The sequence below is a fragment of the Aquincola agrisoli genome (assembly GCF_036621135.1).
In the GTDB taxonomy this organism is placed as follows: domain Bacteria; phylum Pseudomonadota; class Gammaproteobacteria; order Burkholderiales; family Burkholderiaceae_C; genus Aquincola; species Aquincola agrisoli.
Genome location: NZ_JAZIBG010000044.1, coordinates 162,639 through 179,693, shown reverse-complemented (window position 1 = coordinate 179,693; position 17,055 = coordinate 162,639). Strand labels below are relative to the sequence as shown.

Annotated in this window: 16 protein-coding genes; 5 read left to right on the top strand and 11 right to left on the bottom strand. The window is 71.5% G+C overall.

Going from position 1 to position 17,055, the window contains the following annotated elements:
* The first annotated feature begins 5 nt into the window (after positions 1-5).
* Positions 6-824 (top strand): gamma-glutamyl-gamma-aminobutyrate hydrolase family protein, encoded by an 819-nt coding sequence (locus V4F39_RS21665; RefSeq protein WP_332292053.1) that lies wholly within the window; start codon positions 6-8, stop codon positions 822-824.
* 8 nt (positions 825-832) lie between these two features.
* Positions 833-2,260: a CoA transferase gene (locus tag V4F39_RS21660; protein ID WP_332292051.1), complete on the top strand. Its 1,428-nt coding sequence runs from the start codon at positions 833-835 to the stop codon at positions 2,258-2,260.
* Here V4F39_RS21660 and V4F39_RS21655 read toward each other — a convergent pair.
* From V4F39_RS21655 to V4F39_RS21645, 3 genes are read right to left on the bottom strand one after another with little or no spacing between them, the layout of a single operon-like run.
* Positions 2,246-3,991, bottom strand: coding sequence for an ATP-dependent DNA ligase (locus V4F39_RS21655; protein WP_332292050.1), 1,746 nt, complete (start codon positions 3,989-3,991; stop codon positions 2,246-2,248). The genes V4F39_RS21660 and V4F39_RS21655 overlap by 15 nt on opposite strands.
* A 28-nt stretch (positions 3,992-4,019) precedes the next feature.
* Positions 4,020-4,844, bottom strand: a complete 825-nt coding sequence (locus tag V4F39_RS21650) for a hypothetical protein (protein WP_332292048.1) — start codon at positions 4,842-4,844, stop codon at positions 4,020-4,022.
* A gap of 14 nt (positions 4,845-4,858) precedes the next feature.
* Entirely contained in the window at positions 4,859-5,947 is a 1,089-nt protein-coding gene (locus V4F39_RS21645) for a ligase-associated DNA damage response exonuclease (protein WP_332292046.1), read from the bottom strand.
* Positions 5,948-6,078: 131 nt separating this feature from the next.
* On the opposite strand from V4F39_RS21645, the gene V4F39_RS21640 reads away from it, so the two are divergent.
* Positions 6,079-6,426 (top strand): DUF805 domain-containing protein, encoded by a 348-nt coding sequence (locus V4F39_RS21640; RefSeq protein WP_332292045.1) that lies wholly within the window; start codon positions 6,079-6,081, stop codon positions 6,424-6,426.
* A 36-nt stretch (positions 6,427-6,462) separates the two neighbouring features.
* On the opposite strand, the gene clsB is transcribed toward V4F39_RS21640, so the two are convergent.
* The 8 genes from clsB to V4F39_RS21600 all read right to left on the bottom strand — a co-directional run bounded on the left by clsB (position 6,463) and on the right by V4F39_RS21600 (position 14,259).
* Positions 6,463-7,785: a cardiolipin synthase ClsB gene (clsB, locus tag V4F39_RS21635; RefSeq protein ID WP_332292043.1), complete on the bottom strand. Its 1,323-nt coding sequence runs from the start codon at positions 7,783-7,785 to the stop codon at positions 6,463-6,465.
* Complete coding sequence (locus V4F39_RS21630) at positions 7,778-8,584, bottom strand: endonuclease/exonuclease/phosphatase family protein (RefSeq protein WP_332292042.1); 807 nt, start codon at positions 8,582-8,584, stop codon at positions 7,778-7,780. The genes clsB and V4F39_RS21630 overlap by 8 nt, the downstream gene beginning before the upstream one ends.
* On the bottom strand, positions 8,581-9,066 hold the full coding sequence (gene nudB / locus V4F39_RS21625; RefSeq protein ID WP_332292041.1) for a dihydroneopterin triphosphate diphosphatase: 486 nt from the start codon (positions 9,064-9,066) through the stop codon (positions 8,581-8,583). The genes V4F39_RS21630 and nudB overlap by 4 nt, the downstream gene beginning before the upstream one ends.
* Before the next feature lie 37 nt (positions 9,067-9,103).
* Complete coding sequence (gene aspS / locus V4F39_RS21620; protein ID WP_332292039.1) at positions 9,104-10,894, bottom strand: aspartate--tRNA ligase; 1,791 nt, start codon at positions 10,892-10,894, stop codon at positions 9,104-9,106.
* Between the two features lie 94 nt (positions 10,895-10,988).
* On the bottom strand, positions 10,989-11,705 hold the full coding sequence (locus V4F39_RS21615) for a DUF502 domain-containing protein (RefSeq protein ID WP_332292037.1): 717 nt from the start codon (positions 11,703-11,705) through the stop codon (positions 10,989-10,991).
* A gap of 27 nt (positions 11,706-11,732) precedes the next feature.
* Positions 11,733-12,098, bottom strand: a complete 366-nt coding sequence (locus V4F39_RS21610) for an FmdB family zinc ribbon protein (protein ID WP_332292036.1) — start codon at positions 12,096-12,098, stop codon at positions 11,733-11,735.
* Between the two features lie 69 nt (positions 12,099-12,167).
* The gene (gene ubiB / locus V4F39_RS21605) at positions 12,168-13,715 is read right to left on the bottom strand and encodes a ubiquinone biosynthesis regulatory protein kinase UbiB (RefSeq protein ID WP_332292035.1); all 1,548 of its coding nucleotides are present in this window, start codon (positions 13,713-13,715) and stop codon (positions 12,168-12,170) included.
* 10 nt (positions 13,716-13,725) lie between these two features.
* Entirely contained in the window at positions 13,726-14,259 is a 534-nt protein-coding gene (locus tag V4F39_RS21600; protein WP_332292034.1) for a hypothetical protein, read from the bottom strand.
* A gap of 254 nt (positions 14,260-14,513) precedes the next feature.
* Between V4F39_RS21600 and V4F39_RS21595 the strand changes: the two genes are divergently transcribed.
* Together V4F39_RS21595 and V4F39_RS21590 are read left to right on the top strand one after the other, a co-directional pair.
* On the top strand, positions 14,514-15,833 hold the full coding sequence (locus V4F39_RS21595) for an undecaprenyl-phosphate glucose phosphotransferase (protein ID WP_332292032.1): 1,320 nt from the start codon (positions 14,514-14,516) through the stop codon (positions 15,831-15,833).
* A gap of 31 nt (positions 15,834-15,864) precedes the next feature.
* Entirely contained in the window at positions 15,865-17,046 is a 1,182-nt protein-coding gene (locus V4F39_RS21590; protein WP_332292031.1) for a porin family protein, read from the top strand.
* Positions 17,047-17,055: the final 9 nt, after the last annotated feature.

Below are 17,055 nucleotides of genomic sequence, written 5' to 3'. Positions count from 1 at the left end.
GCACCATGCCCGACGCCTCATCACGATCCTCGCCGCTGCTGATCGGCCTGTCCGCCCGCATCTACCATCCCACGTCGCCGGTGCCGAGCCTGGGCGGCGTGTTCACCCGAACCCTGCACTACCTGGAGCAGTCGGTCGCCCACTGGGTGATGTCGCGCGAGGTGCTCGGCGTCATGATCCCGGCGGTCGAGCGCGAAGGCCTGGTGCGACGCACCGACATGAGCCTGCGCAACTACGCGGACATGCTCGACGGCCTGGTGCTGCAGGGCGGCACCGACGTCTCGCCGGAGACCTACGGCGAAGCGCCGATGAAGCCGCAGTGGGCGGGGGACCGCGTGCGCGACCTCTACGAGATGGAACTGCTCGATGCGTTCATCACCGCCGGCAAGCCGGTGCTGGGCATCTGCCGCGGCTGCCAGCTGCTGAACGTCGCCTTCGGGGGATCGCTGTACCAGGACATCCCGACGCAGCTGCCCGGCGCGCTGAAGCACCACGACGAAAACACCTACGAGCGCCAGTTCCACCGGGTGAGCCTCGTGCGGGGTACCAAGCTGGCCAGCCTGTACCCGGAACGCACGGCGGCGTCCATCAACTCGATCCACCACCAGTCGGTGAAGGAGCTGGGCCACGACCTGGAGGTGGAGGCGCTGGCGATCCCCGACGGCGTCGTCGAGGCGATCCGCTGGAAGGGGCCGAGCTATGTGTTCGGCATGCAGTGGCACCCGGAGTTCATGGCGCTCAACCAGTTCCACGACGAGCAGCTCGACGGCACGCCCATCCTCGACGACTTCCTCGCCGCCGTGCGCGAACGCAAGTCGCGCTAGGGTCCGCCATGGCCGACGCAGCCCCCGCCCTCCTTCCCGGCGCCGCCCTCGCGGCGCTCTGGCACGCGGCCGGCCTGCCGGCCGAGGCGCTGCCCTGCGCGGCGCTGCCCGGCAGCGAACCGGTGCTGCCCTCGTCGTTCGCGGTCGCCACCGCGGCCCAGGCGTCGCTGGGCGCCGCCGGCCTCGCCGCGGCCGAGCTGTGGCACCTGCGCCGCGGCGGCGGCGAGCGCCAGCGCATCGAGGTGGACCGCCGGCATGCCGCGCTCGACAGCTGTGCCTACTTCCTGGTCGACGGACGGCAGCCCGAGCTCTGGGATCCGCTCTCGGGCCTGTACCCCTGCGGCCCCGCCGGGGAGAGCGGCTGGGTGCGCATCCACGCCAACTTCGCCCACCACCGCGACGGCGCGCTGCGCCTGCTGGGCCTGCCCGCCGGCCCCGCCGTCGAGCGGGCCGAGGTGCTGGTGGCACTGCGCGAGTGGGACGCCGAGGGGTTCGAGGCCGCGGCCGCGGAGGCCGGCCTGGTGGTGGCCGCCGCACGCAGCTTCGAGCAGTGGGACGCCCACCTGCAGGGCCAGGCCGTCGCCGCGCAGCCGCTGCTGCGCATCGAGCGCATCGCCGGCGCGCCGCCCGCCGACCCGCGCCGCTGGCCGGCGCTGCCCGAGGGCGCGCGGCCGCTGCACGGCCTGCGGGTGCTCGACCTCACCCGCATCCTGGCCGGCCCGGTGGCCAGCCGCACGCTGGCCGCCTACGGCGCCGACGTGCTGCTCGTGAATGCCCCCCACCTGCCCAACATCGCTGCCATCGCCGACACCAGCCGCGGCAAGCGCTCGGCCCATGCCGACCTGCGCACCGAGGCCGGCCGCGAAGCGGTGCGCGCGCTGGTCGAGGCGTCGCACGTGTTCGTCCAGGGCTACCGGCCGGGCGCCCTGGAGGCGCTGGGCTTCGGCCCGCAGGCGCTGGCGCAGATGCGGCCCGGCATCGTCGCCGTGTCGCTCAGCGCCTACGGCGCCGAGGGCCCGTGGGCCGGCCGGCGCGGCTTCGACTCGCTGGTGCAGACGGCCACCGGCTTCAACCTCGCCGAGGCGCTGGCCGCCGGAGAGCACCGCCCGCGTGCACTGCCGATGCAGATCCTCGACTACGCCGCGGGCTACCTGCTCGCCTTCGGCACGCAGGCCGCGCTGTGGCGCCAGCAACAGGAAGGCGGCAGCTGGCACGTGCAGCTGTCGCTGGCCGGCGTGGGCCGCTGGCTGCGCGGCCTGGGGCGTGTGGCGGGCGGGCTGGCCGCGGCGGCGCCGCCTTTCGAACCCTACCTGCAGCAGGAGGCGAGCGGCTTCGGCGAGCTCACGGTGCTGCGGCACCCGGTGGCGTTCTCCGCCACGCCCGCCGGCTGGGACCGCCCTGCGATGCCGCCGGGCACGCACTCACCGAGCTGGTGAGGGGGGTGCCGGCGGCGCCGCGGCGTCGATCAGCGCCTCGAGCGTCTGCAGCGTGTCGGCCTCCCACAGCGGCTTGTCGGCGCGGATGCGCAGCATGCGCGGGAAGCGCGTGGCGATGCCGCTCTTGTGGCGCGGGCTGCGCTGGATGCCCTCGAACCCCAGCTCGAAGACCAGCGTGGGCCGCACGCTGCGCACGGGGCCGAACTTCTCCAGCGTCGTCGACCGGATGACACGGTCGACCTCGGCGAACTCCGCGTCGGTGAGCCCGGAGTAGGCCTTCGCGAACGGCACCAGCTGCAGGGCGCCGGGCTGCGCGGGCTCGCGGCGGCCGATCGCGTCGATGACCTGCTGCGCCTCGGCGGCATCGGCGGGCGCCCGGTTCCACACCGCGAAGGTGTAGTCGGTGTAGACGCTGGCCCGCCGGCCGTGCCCGCGCTGGGCGTAGATCAGCACGCCGTCCGCCGTCATCGGCTCGATCTTCCATTTCCACCACGTGCCGCCGGCCTTGGTGCGGCCGGTGCCGTAGGCGGCGTCGCGGTGCTTGAGCATGAAGCCCTCCACGCCACGCTCGCGCGAGCCGGCGCGCAGTGCCGCCAGCGCGGGCCAGTCGCGCGCCTGCACGGCGGGCGACAGGCGCAGCGGCGAGGCGGCCAGCGCAGCCTCGAGCCCGGCGCGCCGGGCGTGCTGCGGGCGGTCGCGCAGGTCGGCGCCCTGCCACTCCAGCAGGTCGTAGGCGATGAAGTCGACCGGCGCATCGGCCAGCACCTTCTTCGTCAGCGTCGTGCGGCCGATGCGCTGTTGCAGCAGCGCGAAGGGCGCCGGCCGGTCGTCCCGCCACACCAGCAGCTCGCCGTCGAGCACCGTGCCGTCGGGCAGCCGCTGCGCCTGCGCCACGACCTCCGGGAAGCGCTCGGTCACCAGCTCCTCGCCGCGCGACCAGATCCACACCCGGCCGGCGCGCTTGACGACCTGCGCGCGGATGCCGTCGTACTTCCATTCGACGAGCCACTGCGACGGCGGGCCCAGCCGCGCTTCGAAGCCGGCGGGCTCGCCCTCGAGCGCATGGGCCAGGAAGAACGGATACGGCTGGCCGGCGTCGTCCGGCGCCCGCTCGTCCGCGCCGCCGGCCGGGCCGTCGGCCACCGGCGCCAGCAACGCCAGGTAGCGCGCCGCGCTGGGCGTGGCCTTGGCGTCGGTGTAGCCCATCATGCGCTGCGCCACGCGCTTGGGATCGAGCCCGGCATGCCCGGCGAGCGCACGCTGCACCAGCAGCTTGCTCACGCCCACGCGGAAGCCGCCGCCGATGAGCTTGGTGAGCAGGAAGCGGCCGGTGGCATCGAGCTCGCGCCAGGCGGCCGCGACGCGGGCCGACTGCTCCTGGGGCGGCAGCCCGCGCAGCGGCAGCAGGCGCTCCTCCACCCAGGCGGCCAGGCCCACCGGCGGCCCGGGCACCGCGGGCGGCAGCACGTGGGCGATGGTCTCGGCCAGGTCGCCGACGGCCTGGTAGCACTCCTCGAACAGCCACTCGGGGATGGCGGCCTCCTGGCAGGCAAGCGCCCGCAGCAGCGCCGTCGGCACGACCTGCCGCGGCTTGCCGCCCGCCAGGAAATACACCGCCCATGCGGCATCGGCCGGCGCGGCCTGCTCGAAGTAGCGGCGCAGCGCGGCGACCTTGTCGCCGGTGGCGGTGCTGGCGTCGAGTGCGGTGTAGAGGGCGGCGAAGGCTTGCATGGGCCGGGGGTCGCGGGCGTGCCGGCCTTCAGGCCTGCCTGCCCGGATCGGCCGGGTCGGCCTGCTCCACGGGCTGGCCCGCTGCCGGCCACCGATAGCCGCCGTTCAGGCGCGTGTACTGCCCCTCGCGCTCCGATTCGACCAGCGCCTGCAGCGACTCGAACTGGTGGGCGCGCAGGCCCGTGTCGTGCAGCAGCACGAGCTGGCCGACGAGCGCCCAGTCGACGGCCTCGCCGGCCGCGGCCTCGTGCAGGCACCAGACGCGGGCGTCCTGCGGCAGCGGCGACAGCAGCGCCAGCGGCACCCGCTCGGTCTCGACCGGCTGCAGCTGGACCCGGTGCGGCCACCGGCCCAGCGGCGCGCCGGACGCCGTCGGCATCCACCAGGCGATGAGCCGCAGGGCGGCGAAGGTCTCGACCACCGGCCCCTGCGGGCCGTCGTGCACCTCGGTGGTCGATTCGGCGACCTGCCGCACCGCCGCGACCCAGGCGCCGGGCTCCCAGCGCTCAAGCACGCGCGGGTGGGCCGGGGCGCGCGCGGCGACCGGCGCGGGCTGCCAGTCCAGCTCGATGTCGGTGATGTCGGCGGCCCCCCAGCGCGCCGCCCGCTGCGCCGCCTGCCGGCCGATGCCGTCGAGTTCTACGGGCTCGGCCTCGCCGGGCCGCGGCTGCAGGCGGGGCAGCGCGAGGCGCTGCGCCGGCGGCTCGTCCCCGTCGCGCAGCGGGTGCAGCGGGGTGCCACGAGCCTGCCAGCCGTCGAGCAGGCTGGTCAGCTCCGCATCGGTCGGCCGCGGGCCCCGGTGGGGATTCCAGCCGTCCAGCGCGCGGGTGGGGTCGAGGTCGTCGCGGTCCATCGGGAAATTGTCGGTCAGCCGCCGGCCGGCTCGCCCGCCGGGGCCGCCATCGCCCCGGGCGCCGTGGTGGCGGGCGGGGGATCGTCCAGCGCATCGTCGCCGTATTCGGTGCGGAAGGCGCCCGCCTCCAGGCCCTGCGCCTGCAGCCAGCGCACCATCACCGCCTCGTAGCCGTGCGTGACGATGACGCGCTGCGCGCCCGTGGCGGCGATCGCCTGCTGCAGCCCCGGCCAGTCGGCATGGTCGGACAGCACGAAGCCGCGGTCCACCGCACGCCGCCGCCGCGCCCCGCGCAGCTGCATCCAGCCGCTGGCGAATGCGTCGCTGTACTCGCCGAAGCGCCGCAGCCACGGCGAGCCCTGCACCGACGGCGGCGCCACCACCAGCGCGCGGCGCAGCTCGGCCTTGGGCACATCGGCGGCAGCCTGCGTGGCGGGCAGCGCGACGCCGGCGGCGCGGTAGGCGGCGTTGAGCGTCTCGACCGCGCCGTGCACCACGATGGGGCCGATCGAGGGATCGACCCCCGCCAGCATGCGCTGCGCCTTGCCGAAGCTGTAGCCCATCAGCAGGCTGGCGCGGCCGAGCTCGGCGTTCTGCTGCCACCAGCGGTTGATGTCGGCGAACAGGGCCGCCTGCGCGGGCCAGCGGTAGATCGGCAGGCCGAAGGTCGACTCGGTGATGAAGCAGTCGCAGCGCACCGGCTCGAACGGCGCGCAGGTGGCGTTGACGTCGGCCGCGCCCTGCGGCCCGGTGTCGCCGGCGACGAAGTAGTCGCCGGATGCCACCCACACGCGGCCGCGGTGCTCGAGCCGCACCTGGGCCGAGCCGAGCACGTGGCCGGCCGGATGCAGGCTGATCCGCACGCCGCGGTGCTCGACCGCCTCGCCCCAGCCGAGCGTCTGCAGCACGATGTCGTCGCCCAGCCGGGCGCGCAGCACGCCGGCGCTGTCGTCCGATGCCAGGTAGTGCGCGTGGCCGCGGCGGGCGTGGTCGGCGTGGGCATGGGTGATGATCGCGTGCGACACCGGCCGCCAGGGATCGATGTGGAAATCGCCGGGCGGGCAGTACAGGCCGTCGGGCGTGGCCACCACCAGATCTTGCATCGTCGCATTGTGGCGACGGCGGCCGAGGCCCGTGCGCCGCCACTGGGGAGCCGCACGGGCGCGATGGGATACTGGCCTGCTCGATGACGTCCCTCGACACCCCTTCCCCGCGGCGCCCCGGCGAAGAGCCGATGACGCCCCTGCAGATCTTCCTCGGCCTGCGCGGCCGCATCCCGCGGCGCATCTGGTGGCGCTATGGCGTGCTGGCGCCGATCGGGCTCGGGGTGCTCGCCACGGGGCTGCTGCGCGTCGTGGGCGTGGACGCCGCACGCACCGAGGAGCTGGTGAACCTGCTGCTGCTTTGGCCGGTCGCCGCGGTCTCGGCCAAGCGCTGGCATGACCGCGACCGCTCCGCCCTCTGGGTGCTGGTGTACCTGCTGCCGGTGATCGGCTGGGTGTGGGCCCTGATCGACAACGGCCTGTTGCGGGGCACCCGCGGCCCCAACCGCTACGGGCCGGACCTGAGCGACCGGTTCTGAGTCACCGCCGCCGGCCGGGGCGCGTGCGGCGCCGGGTCAGTACAGCCCGGTGATGCCGCCCACGCGCAGGTACAGCCGCGCGCTCCATGCGACGAAGCCGCGTTCCAGCCGCGCCCACAGTCCGCGGCTCACCGCGGTCGGCAGCACCTCGCGCGAGGCCGCCACGGCCTCCTCGAACTGCCGTGCCAGCTCCGCGGTGAACGCCTGGTCGTGCACGACGACGTTGGCCTCCAGGTTGAGCAGCAGCGACAGCGGGTCGATGTTCGAGCTGCCGACCGTCGCCCAGTGGTCGTCGGCCAGCGCCACCTTGGCATGCAGGAAGGCGGGCATGTACTCGAAGATGCGCACCCCCTGCGCCAGCATCTCCTCGTAGAGCACGCTGGCGGCCAGCGCGGCGAAGCGGTAGTCCGGCCGGCCCTGCAGCAGCAGCCGCACCTGCACGCCGCGGCGCGCGGCGTTGCGCAGGGTGCGGCGGAACTGCAGGCCCGGATAGAAGTACGGCGACACGATGTCGATGCGGTGGCGGGCCTGCCGGAACGCGTCGATGTAGGCGCGTTCGATGGCGCGCCGCTGGCGCAGGTTGTCGCGCACGACGAAGGCGGCGCGCACCGGCTGCAGGTCGCGCAGCACCGGCACCGCGGCGCGCAGCGGCGGGCGGATGCGCATGCGCCGCATCAGGGCCCGCGCCCGCGCCACCGGCCGGGCGCTGCGCACCGTGGCCATGGCTTCGTCTCGCCAGTCGCGGCCGAAGGCCGCGCGGCTCCACACCGCCCGCACGGTGTGTTCGATCGGCAGCACCACCGGGCCACGCGCCTCGACGGCGAAGTCGAGCCGGGGCGCGTCGAGGGCGCCGTGGCCGAGGTCGAAGCGGTCGTCCAGCACGTTGATCCCGCCGACGAAGCCGACCTCGCCATCGACGACGCACAGCTTCTGGTGCAGGCGGCGGAAGCTTTCGGGCTGCAGCCATGACCGCCAGCCTTCGGTGGGCCGGAACACCACCAGCCCGACGCCGCCCGCCTCCAGCCGCGTGCGCAGCGCAGCGAGCGCCGCGGCCGAGCCGAAGCCGTCGACGACCACCCGCACACGAACGCCGCGCCGCGCGGCGGCTTCCAGGGCCGCCACGATGCACAGCCCGGCGGCGTCGTCGTGGAAGATGTAGGTGGCCAGCCAGACCTCGTGGTGCGCCGCCTCGATCGCGCGGCACATCGCCGGGAACAGCGCATCGCCGCCCCGCAGCAGCCGCACCTGGTTGCCGCCGGTGAACAAGGCGCGCGGCAGGCTGTACCAGTGCAGCGGATGGCCCGCAGGGGGCGGCACGTCGCCCGCGGGCTGCTCGGCGTCGGGCGACGCGTCAGGCAAGGTCGAACTCGGCCACGAGGGGCAGGTGGTCCGACATGCGGGCCCAGGCGCCGCCCCGGGGCACGAAGGTCGAGCGGCAGGCCAGCCCGCGGGTGTAGAAGCGGTCGAGCGCGAACACCGGCACGCGCGACGGGAAGGTCAGGCACTTGCTCGCGCGGCCCTGGGCTTCGCGCGCGCGCTGCAGGCCGCAGTCGGCCATCGGGGTATCGAGCTTCTCGCCCCAGTCGTTGAAATCCCCGGCGACGACGACGGGCGCGCCTTCGGGCACGGTGTGCGCAATGAAGTCGGCCAGCCGCCGGGCCTGCCGCACGCGGCTCGCGTGGATCAGCCCGAAGTGCGCCGTCACGGTGTGCACCGTCACGCCGTTCCACTGGATGGGCACGTGCAGCAGGCCGCGCTGCTCGAAGCGGTGGTCGCTGACGTCGTGGTGGCCGATGTCGCCGATCGGCCAGCGCGACAGGACGGCGTTGCCGTGCTCGCCGTCGCGCGTGATCGCGTTGGTCCGGTAGGCGACCTCGTAGCCCTCGGGGGCGAGGAAGTCGGCCTGGCCGCCGTCGGGCCAGCCGAAGGTGGTGCGGGCGAACGCCTTCGCCTCGCGGTGGTTGAACAGGCGCACCTCCTGCAGGAACACCATGTCGGCGTCCAGCGCCTCGACACCCTGGCCGAGGTTGTGGATCTCCAGCCGCTTCATCGGCCCGAGGCCCCGTACGCCCTTGTGGATGTTGTAGGTGGCCACGCGCAGCCGGCCGAGCGTGCTGGCCGGCGGGAGCAGCGTCGATTGGAGGGGATTGAGCGTCATGGCGTGGGCTTCGCGCCGCCCTGGGCAAAGCGCGGCAGCTGCAGGATCGCCTCGGCATTGCTGGGCGAGAAGCAGCGATCGGCCGCCTCGCGCCACGGCAGCCACACCGAGGCCGTGTGTTCACGCGGACTGAGTGCAACCGCCGTGCCCGCCGGCACCTGCAACCCGAACACGTGCTCGGTGTTCTGCGTCACCCCCGGCGCGTAGCGGTGCCGCCAGACGGGGTAGATCTCGTAGAGGTTGGCGAGCTGCCAGTCGCGCAGCGCATCGGCCGGCACGGCGGGGCTGCCGATGACGATGCCGGTCTCCTCGCGCACCTCGCGGGCGCAGGTCTCGCCGAGCGGCTCGTCGGGGTGGTCCTTCGAGCCGGTGACGCTCTGCCAGAAGCCGGGATGGTCGGCCCGCTCGATCAGCAGGACGTCGAGCGCCGGGGTGTGGATCACCACCAGCACCGACTCCGGGATCTTGTAGGCGCGGGTCATGTCAGCCCTCGGCCGGCGGGCATCACACCCGGAGGGATCAGCCCTGCGCCACCGGGTTGCGCAAGCGGATGTGCAGCTCGCGCAGCTGCTTCTCGTCGACCGGGCCCGGCGCGCCGGTCAGCAGGTCTTGCGCACGCTGGGTCTTCGGGAAGGCGATCACGTCACGGATCGACTCGGCCTTGGTCATCAGCGTGATCAGGCGGTCGAGGCCGAAGGCCAGGCCGCCGTGCGGGGGTGCGCCGTACTGCAGCGCGTCGAGCAGGAAGCCGAACTTGAGCTGCGCTTCCTCCGGCCCGATCTTCAGGGCGCTGAAGACCTTGCTCTGCACCTCGGCGCGGTGGATACGCACCGAGCCGCCGCCAAGCTCCCAGCCGTTGAGCACCATGTCATAGGCCTTGGCGATGCACTGGTCGGGTGCCGTGTCCATCAGGTCCTCGTGGCCGTCCTTCGGCGCGGTGAACGGGTGGTGCACCGCGACCCAGCGGTCGGCCTCCTCGTCGTGCTCGAACATCGGGAAGTCGACCACCCACAGCGGCGCCCAGCGGTCCTCGAACAGGCCCTTGTTGCGGCCGAACTCGCTGTGCCCGATCTTCACGCGCAGCGCGCCGATGCCGTCGTTGACGACCTTGGCCTTGTCGGCGCCGAAGAACAGCAGGTCGCCGTTCTGGGCGCCGGTGCGCTTGAGCACCTCGGCCAGCGCGGCGTCGTGCAGGTTCTTGACGATGGGGCTCTGCAGGCCTTCGCGGCCCTTGGCCAGGTCGTTCACCTTGATCCAGGCCAGGCCCTTGGCGCCGTAGATCTTGACGAACTCGGTGTAGCCGTCGATCTCGCCGCGGCTCATCTCGCCGCCGCCGGGCACGCGCAGCGCGACGACACGGCCGCCCTTGGTGGTGGCGGGCGTGGAGAAGACCTTGAAGTCGACGTCCGCCATCACCTCGGTCAGCTCGGTGAATTCGAGCTTGACGCGCAGGTCGGGCTTGTCGGAGCCGAAGCGGTGCATCGCCTCGGCGTAGGTCATCACCGGGTACTCGGGCAGCTCGACGCCGAGCGTCTTGCGGAACACCGTGCGGATCATGTTCTCGGTGATCTCGCGGATCTCGCCCTCCGTGAGGAAGGAGGTCTCCAGGTCGATCTGGGTGAATTCCGGCTGGCGGTCGGCGCGCAGGTCTTCGTCCCGGAAGCACTTGGTGATCTGGTAGTACCGGTCGAAGCCGGAGACCATCAGCAGCTGCTTGAAGAGCTGCGGGCTCTGCGGCAGCGCGAAGAACATCCCGTCGTTGACGCGGCTTGGCACCAGGTAGTCGCGCGCGCCTTCGGGCGTGCTCTTGGTGAGCATCGGCGTCTCGATGTCGATGAAGCCATGCTCGTCGAGGTACTTGCGCACCTCCATCGCGACCCGGTAGCGCAGCATCAGGTTGTGCTGCATCGCGGGGCGGCGCAGGTCGAGCACGCGGTGGGTCAGGCGGGTGGTTTCCGACAGGTTGTCGTCGTCGAGCGGGAACGGCGGCGTGACGCTGGCGTTCAAGACCTCGAGCTCGTGGCACAGCACCTCGACCTTGCCGCTGGTGAGGTTGGCGTTCTCGGTGCCCGCGGGGCGGGGACGCACGAGGCCGACGACCTTCAGGCAGAACTCGCTGCGCACGTCTTCGGCGGTGGCGAACATCTCGGGCCGGTCGGGGTCGCAGACGACCTGGACGATGCCTTCGCGGTCACGCAGGTCGATGAAGATCACGCCGCCATGGTCGCGGCGGCGCTGGGCCCAGCCCATCAAGGTGACCGTCTGGCCCATCAGCGCTTCGCTGACCAGGCCGCAATACGAGGTTCTCATTCAAATCTCTCCGGAATGCGGGGGTTCTTGCGGGTGGCGGGCACGGGGGGCGGCGCGGGCGCCGGCCGCGTCGGGCTGGGCGCGTGCCAGGCGCTCAGCCCGCCAGATTTCGCTCCACCTCGGGCGCGGGCGACTCGATGGGCGCGGGAGGCGCCAGCCCTCCCGGCGGCAAGGGAGGCATGGCGGGCAAGGAAGCCGACGGCGGCGGTGCCACCACGCCCATCGAAATGATGTACTTCAACGCCTCGTCGACGCTCATGCGCAGCGTGATCACCTCGCTGCGCGGCACCATGAGGAAGAAGCCGGAGGTCGGGTTGGGCGTGGTGGGTACGTAGAGGCTCACATGCTCGCCCGACAGGCGGCTGGCCACCTCGCCGCCGGGGCGGCCCGTGATGAAGGCGATCGTCCAGGCACCGGCGCGGGGGTACTGCACCAGCACCGCCTCGCGGAAGGCGTTGCCATTGCTGGAGAACAACGTGTCGGAGACCTGCTTGACCGAGCTGTAGATCGACTTGACGATCGGGATGCGGTGCAGCACGCGGCTGCCCTGGCGCAGGGCCCACTGCCCGGCGATGTTGGTCGCGAAGACACCCGTCAGCAGCAGCAGCACGACGACGACGAGCAGGCCCAGGAACGGCACCTCGCGCAGGGCGTCGATGGGCCCGTGCGCCCCGCCGGGCAGCACCGCCTGCGAGGTGCTGAGGATCCAGCCGAAGACGCCGTCCATCAGCCCCAGCACCGCGTGCAGCACCCACACGGTGACTGCCATCGGCAGCCAGACCAGCAGGCCGGCAAGCAGGTATTTTTTCAAGGCGGTTTCCCGGGCAGGGCGCAAAGCTCAGGCGCCGCCACTGGGGCCGCTGCCGCTCGACGCCGCGGGCGCCGCCGGGGCGGCCGGCTTGGCGGCCTCGCCCGATGCGGCCGGTGCGGGCGCGCTGTCGCTGCCGGCTGCCGCCGCAGGGGCGGCCGGGGTGCCGTCGCCGCCGGCCGCCGGCTTGGCCGCCGCCGCGCCGCCGGACGAGCCGTTGCGGAAGTCCGTCACGTACCACCCCGAGCCCTTGAGCTGGAAGCCAGCGGCGGTGACCTGCTTCTCGAACGCCTCGGCGCCGCAGGCCGGACAAGTCGTCAGCGGCGGATCGGACAGCTTGCGCAGCACGTCTTTCGTGTGGCCGCATTCGGCGCAGCGATAGGCGTAGATCGGCATGACAGAACCCTTGGAACGCGTGGAGCGAGGCAGATGGACGGAACCCGGTATTCTAGCCGCCGTGCTGCGCTACAGCATGCGCAGGAGCTGCACCCCCACCGCGCCCAAGCCGAAACCCAGGCCGGCGCACACCAGCGCAAGCAGCAGGCGGTTGGTCCGGCGCTGCTCTGCGACGAGGTCGCGCAGCGCCCTCACCTCATCCGCCCGTGCACGGCTCTGCAGGCTCTGGTGCACCAGGCGCGGCAGCTCGGGCAGCAGCTGGGCGTAGCGCGGCGCCTCGTTCTTCACGCGCTCGACCAGGCCGCGCCAGCCGATCTGCTGGTTCATCCAGCGCTCCAGGAAGGGCTTGGCGGTGGCCCACAGGTCCAGGTCGGGATCGAGCTGGCGGCCGAGGCCTTCGACGTTCAGCAGGGTTTTCTGCAGCAGGACCAGCTGGGGCTGGATCTCGACGTTGAAGCGGCGCGACGTCTGGAACAGGCGCATCAGCACCTGCCCCAGCGAGATGTCCTTCAGCGGCCGGTCGAAGTGCGGTTCGCAGACCGCGCGGATCGCGCTTTCCAGCGCGTCGACACGCGTCTCCGGCGGCACCCAGCCGCTCTCCACGTGCAGTTCGGCCACGCGCTTGTAGTCGCGCCGGAAGAACGCGATGAAGTTCTGCGCGAGGTATTCCTTGTCGTTCTCGGTCAGCGTGCCGATGATCCCGAAATCGAGCGCGATGTAACAACCGAAGGTCATCGGCGCGGTGCTGACCTGGATGTTGCCGGGGTGCATGTCGGCATGGAAGAAGCCGTCGCGGAACACCTGGGTGAAGAAGATCGTCACGCCGTCGCGCGCGAGCTTCTTGATGTCGACGCCCGCCGTCCGCAGGCGCTCCACCTGGCTGATCGGCACGCCGTCCATGCGCTGCATCACCATGACCGTCGGCGTGCAGAGGTCCCACACCATCTCGGGCACCAGGCACAGGCCCAGTTCCTGCATGTTGCGGCGCAACTGGGCCGCATTCGCGGCTTCGCGGATCAGATCCAGCTCGTCATGCAGGTAGATATCGAACTCGGCCACCACCTCGCGCGGCTTCAGCCGCTTGCCGTCGACGCTGACCCGCTCGACCCAGCGCGCCAGGCGGTGCAGTAGCGCCAGGTCGTCCTCGATCACGTCCAGCATGCCCGGGCGCAGCACCTTCACCGCCACCTCGCGGCCCGACAGCAGCGTCGCGAAATGCACCTGCGCGATCGACGCACTGGCCACCGGCTGGGTGTCGAACTGCGAAAAAACGGCCGACAGCGGCTTGCGCAGCGCACGTTCGACCAGCGCCACCGCCTGTTCGCCCGGGAAAGGGGGCACGTCGTCCTGCAGCTTGGCCAGTTCGTCGGCCACATCGCGCGGCAGCAGGTCGCGGCGCGTCGAGAGCACCTGCCCGAATTTGACGAAGATGGGGCCCAGGCGCTCCAGCGCCATGCGCAGCCGCACGCCGCGCGGGGCATCGAACCGGCGGCCCAGCGTCACCACCCGGGCGAGCCAGCGCACCCATCCCTGCCGGAAACCCGACAACGCGATGTCGTCCACGCCGAACCGCAGCAGCGTGACGACGATCAGCAACAACCTCGCGAGCCGCCTCATCGCGGGGCGGTCACGTGCGCCCGGCGCGCCAGCGCGCCGCCCAGCCTGCACCGGTGCTCAGCGCGAAGCGAAGGCCCTTGACCAGGGCCCGGGACACGCCGGCCACCTCGTGCGCCAGGCGGGGATCGATGACACGCGCCAGGTCCGCCTCCACGTCCCAGCGCACGTTGTCGACCAGCCAGTTGACGTCGGCCGCGAGCGCCGCATCACCCTGCACTTCCATCGGCACCCGGCCGCCCGCGGCGACCTGCGCCAGCATCTCGAGCGGCCGGCGGGCGTCGATGCGCATGACCAGGTCAGCGAGCGCCGGCGCCCCGCCGTCGGGCGTCCACTCCAGCAACCCGGCCGGCGTGACGTGAAACAAAAGTACGGGCGGCGCCGGCAGCAGCCCGGGCCACTCGGTCCACTCCACGCCGATGCTGCGGCCGGCATGGGGACGAAGGCGTTCGGTGGCGACGGGCTCGGACGCCAGCACGTGGTTGGCCATCAGCACCATGCGCTCCACGAGCGCAGGGGCCAACAGGGCTTGGAGGCTGCGAAACATGCATGGATTGTAGGGAGGGCACCGGTTGCATCTGGACTTGCAGGCCGCGGCGGAGCCGTCATCGAATTGAGCGAGAATGTTTTTTTGCCTATGGGGCCAGCAGCAAGCCCTTGCTGACCCTGTCCGCAGCGCGGCCAGCCGCCTTCGCGCCGCCTCCGCCGCCACCGTGACCCACCAACATGTTCGAAGACCGCAGTTACACCAGAAGGTTCTACAGCGCGCCCCAATCGGTCACATCGTTCGTCGCGGCGTTCATGGAACCGGTGATCACCGTGCTGGTGCTGCTGGTGGCCACCGCGGCCTTCGAGGTCCCGGTCGGACGCGCCGACCTGGTGCTGTGCCTGCTGGTGTTTGCGCTGACCTTTCCGGGCCGCAACCGGTTCAAGGATGCGGGCATCGCGGCGGCGACGGACATCGTCAGCTCATGGGTGACGCTGCTGGCGATCCTGGGCCTGTGCGGCTACGCCACGCGCAGCTTCACCTACTTCGAGGAGCAGGTGCTCATCGCATGGGCCGTCGCCACGCCGATTCTGCAGTGGCTGGCCGTCATGGCGGGCCGGCACGTGCTGCGCAAGCACGCCGCACGGCCGGAAGCCCGCCGAAACGCGGTCGTGGTGGGGGCCGGGGCGCTGGGCGTGAAGGTGGCCAAGGCCTTGATGGACCACCGGGAGCAAGGCAGCGACTTCATCGGCTACTTCGATGACCGGGCCGATGAACGCGTCGACGGCGCCGCCGCGGGGCAGCTTTTGGGGCGCCTGGCCGCCCTGGCGCCCTACGTGCACGAGCACGGCATCAAGGAGGTGTACATCACGCTGCCGCTCGGCTCCCAGCCGCGCATCCTCCAGCTGCTTGAGAGCATCCAGGGCACCACCGCATCGATCTTCTTCGTGCCCGACGTGTTCGGCATCAGCATCATCCAGGGGCGGCTGCAGGACATGAACGGCATCCCCGTGGTCGGCATCTGCGAGACGCCCTTCACTGGCACCAACGAGCTCGTCAAGCGCATCAGCGACATCGTGCTGGCGAGCATCATCCTGGTGCTGATCTCGCCCATCCTGCTGGTGCTGGCCATCGGCGTGAAACTCAGTTCCCCCGGGCCGGTGATCTTCCGGCAGAAGCGCAACGGCCTGGATGGCGAAGAGATCATCGTCTACAAGTTCCGCTCGATGCGCTCGATGGACAACGGGTCCGTCGTCAAGCAGGCCCAGCGCGGCGACCCGCGCATCACGCCGTTCGGTGCATTCATCCGCAAGACCTCGCTCGACGAGCTGCCGCAATTCATCAACGTGTTGCAGGGCCGGATGAGCATCGTGGGGCCGCGCCCGCATGCCGTGGCCCACAACGAGCAGTACCGCAAGCTGATCAAGGCCTACATGGTGCGCCACAAGGTGAAGCCGGGCATCACCGGCTGGGCGCAGGTCAACGGACTGCGGGGCGAGACCGAGACGATCGAGAAGATGCAGCAGCGGGTGGAGTACGACCTGGAGTACCTGCGCAACTGGACGCTCGGCCTGGACCTGCAGATCATCGTGCGCACGGTGCGGGTGATGCTGTTTGACCGCAATGCGTACTGAACCCAAGAACGACACTCAAAGGAGAACCGGCATGGTGCTGCGAACCCGACTGCTGCCCATCGCGGCCGTGCTGTGCGCCGCGGGCGGCGCGCATGCGCAAAGCACACCCTACTACATCGGCGTGTCGCAGTCCTTCACGCACGAGTCCAACATCTACCGGACCCAGAACAACGAGGTATCGGACACCATCTCCACCACCTCGCTGTACGGCGGCGTGGACCAGACCATCGGCCGCCAGCGCGTGTACGGCAACGCCACGGTCAGCGCCAACAAGTTCATGGACAACGGCTCGCTGGACAACACCGGCTACGGGCTGAAGGCCGGCGTGGACTGGGCGACGATCGAGCGCATCTCGGGCACGGTGGAGTTGAACGCCAATCAAAGCCTGGCGCGTTATGAAATCGCCCCCGGCAACAGCGACAAGAACACGCTGCGCGACCTGAGCTTCCGCGCGGTGGCGCGTGTGGGGGTGGTCACCCGGCTGACCGCCGAGACCAGCTATACCTATCGCCGGGTGGACTACTCGCTCAATGCCTACCGGGGCCGCAATTTCGACCAGAACGCCGTGTCGGCCGGCCTGCGGTACCGCTTCAGCGGCGCCTTGACCGCCGGGGCGGCGCTGCGCTTCACCAAAGGCGAGTATGCCGACCGCAACCCGCGCGACGAATACGACCGCCGCGACATCGATTTCACCGCCACCTGGACGCCCACCGGCAACAGCAGCATCAACGGCCGAGTGAGCCTCAGCGACACCAGCCACAGCGTGGCCAGCAATGCCGATTTCAGCGGTTTGACCGGCGACGTCAACTGGGACTGGCGGCCCACCGGCAAGCTGCGCTTCGTCACCAGCCTGACGCGCGACACCGGCGAAGAAATCAGCCTGCTGGGCGGATCGGCCGACCAAGTGCTGACCAGCAGCCGCATCAGCACTTCCATCGGCACCCGCGCCACCTACGAAGTCACCTCCAAGGTGGCCGCCGATGCCAGCGTGCGTTACGTGCACCGCAAGTTGGATGCCTCTGTGCTGAACCTCTCGGCCAGTGGCGGAGACAACACACGCTTCGTCACAGTGGGCCTGCGCTGGATGGCGATGCGGTCGTTGACGGTGGGTTGCAGCGTGGGCTACGAGTCGCGCTCGTCGTCCTCCGTCTTGTCGGTTCCGTACGACTCGCGCACCGCCAGCTGCTACGGGCAATTCGCCCTGCAACTCTGACGTGCCGGT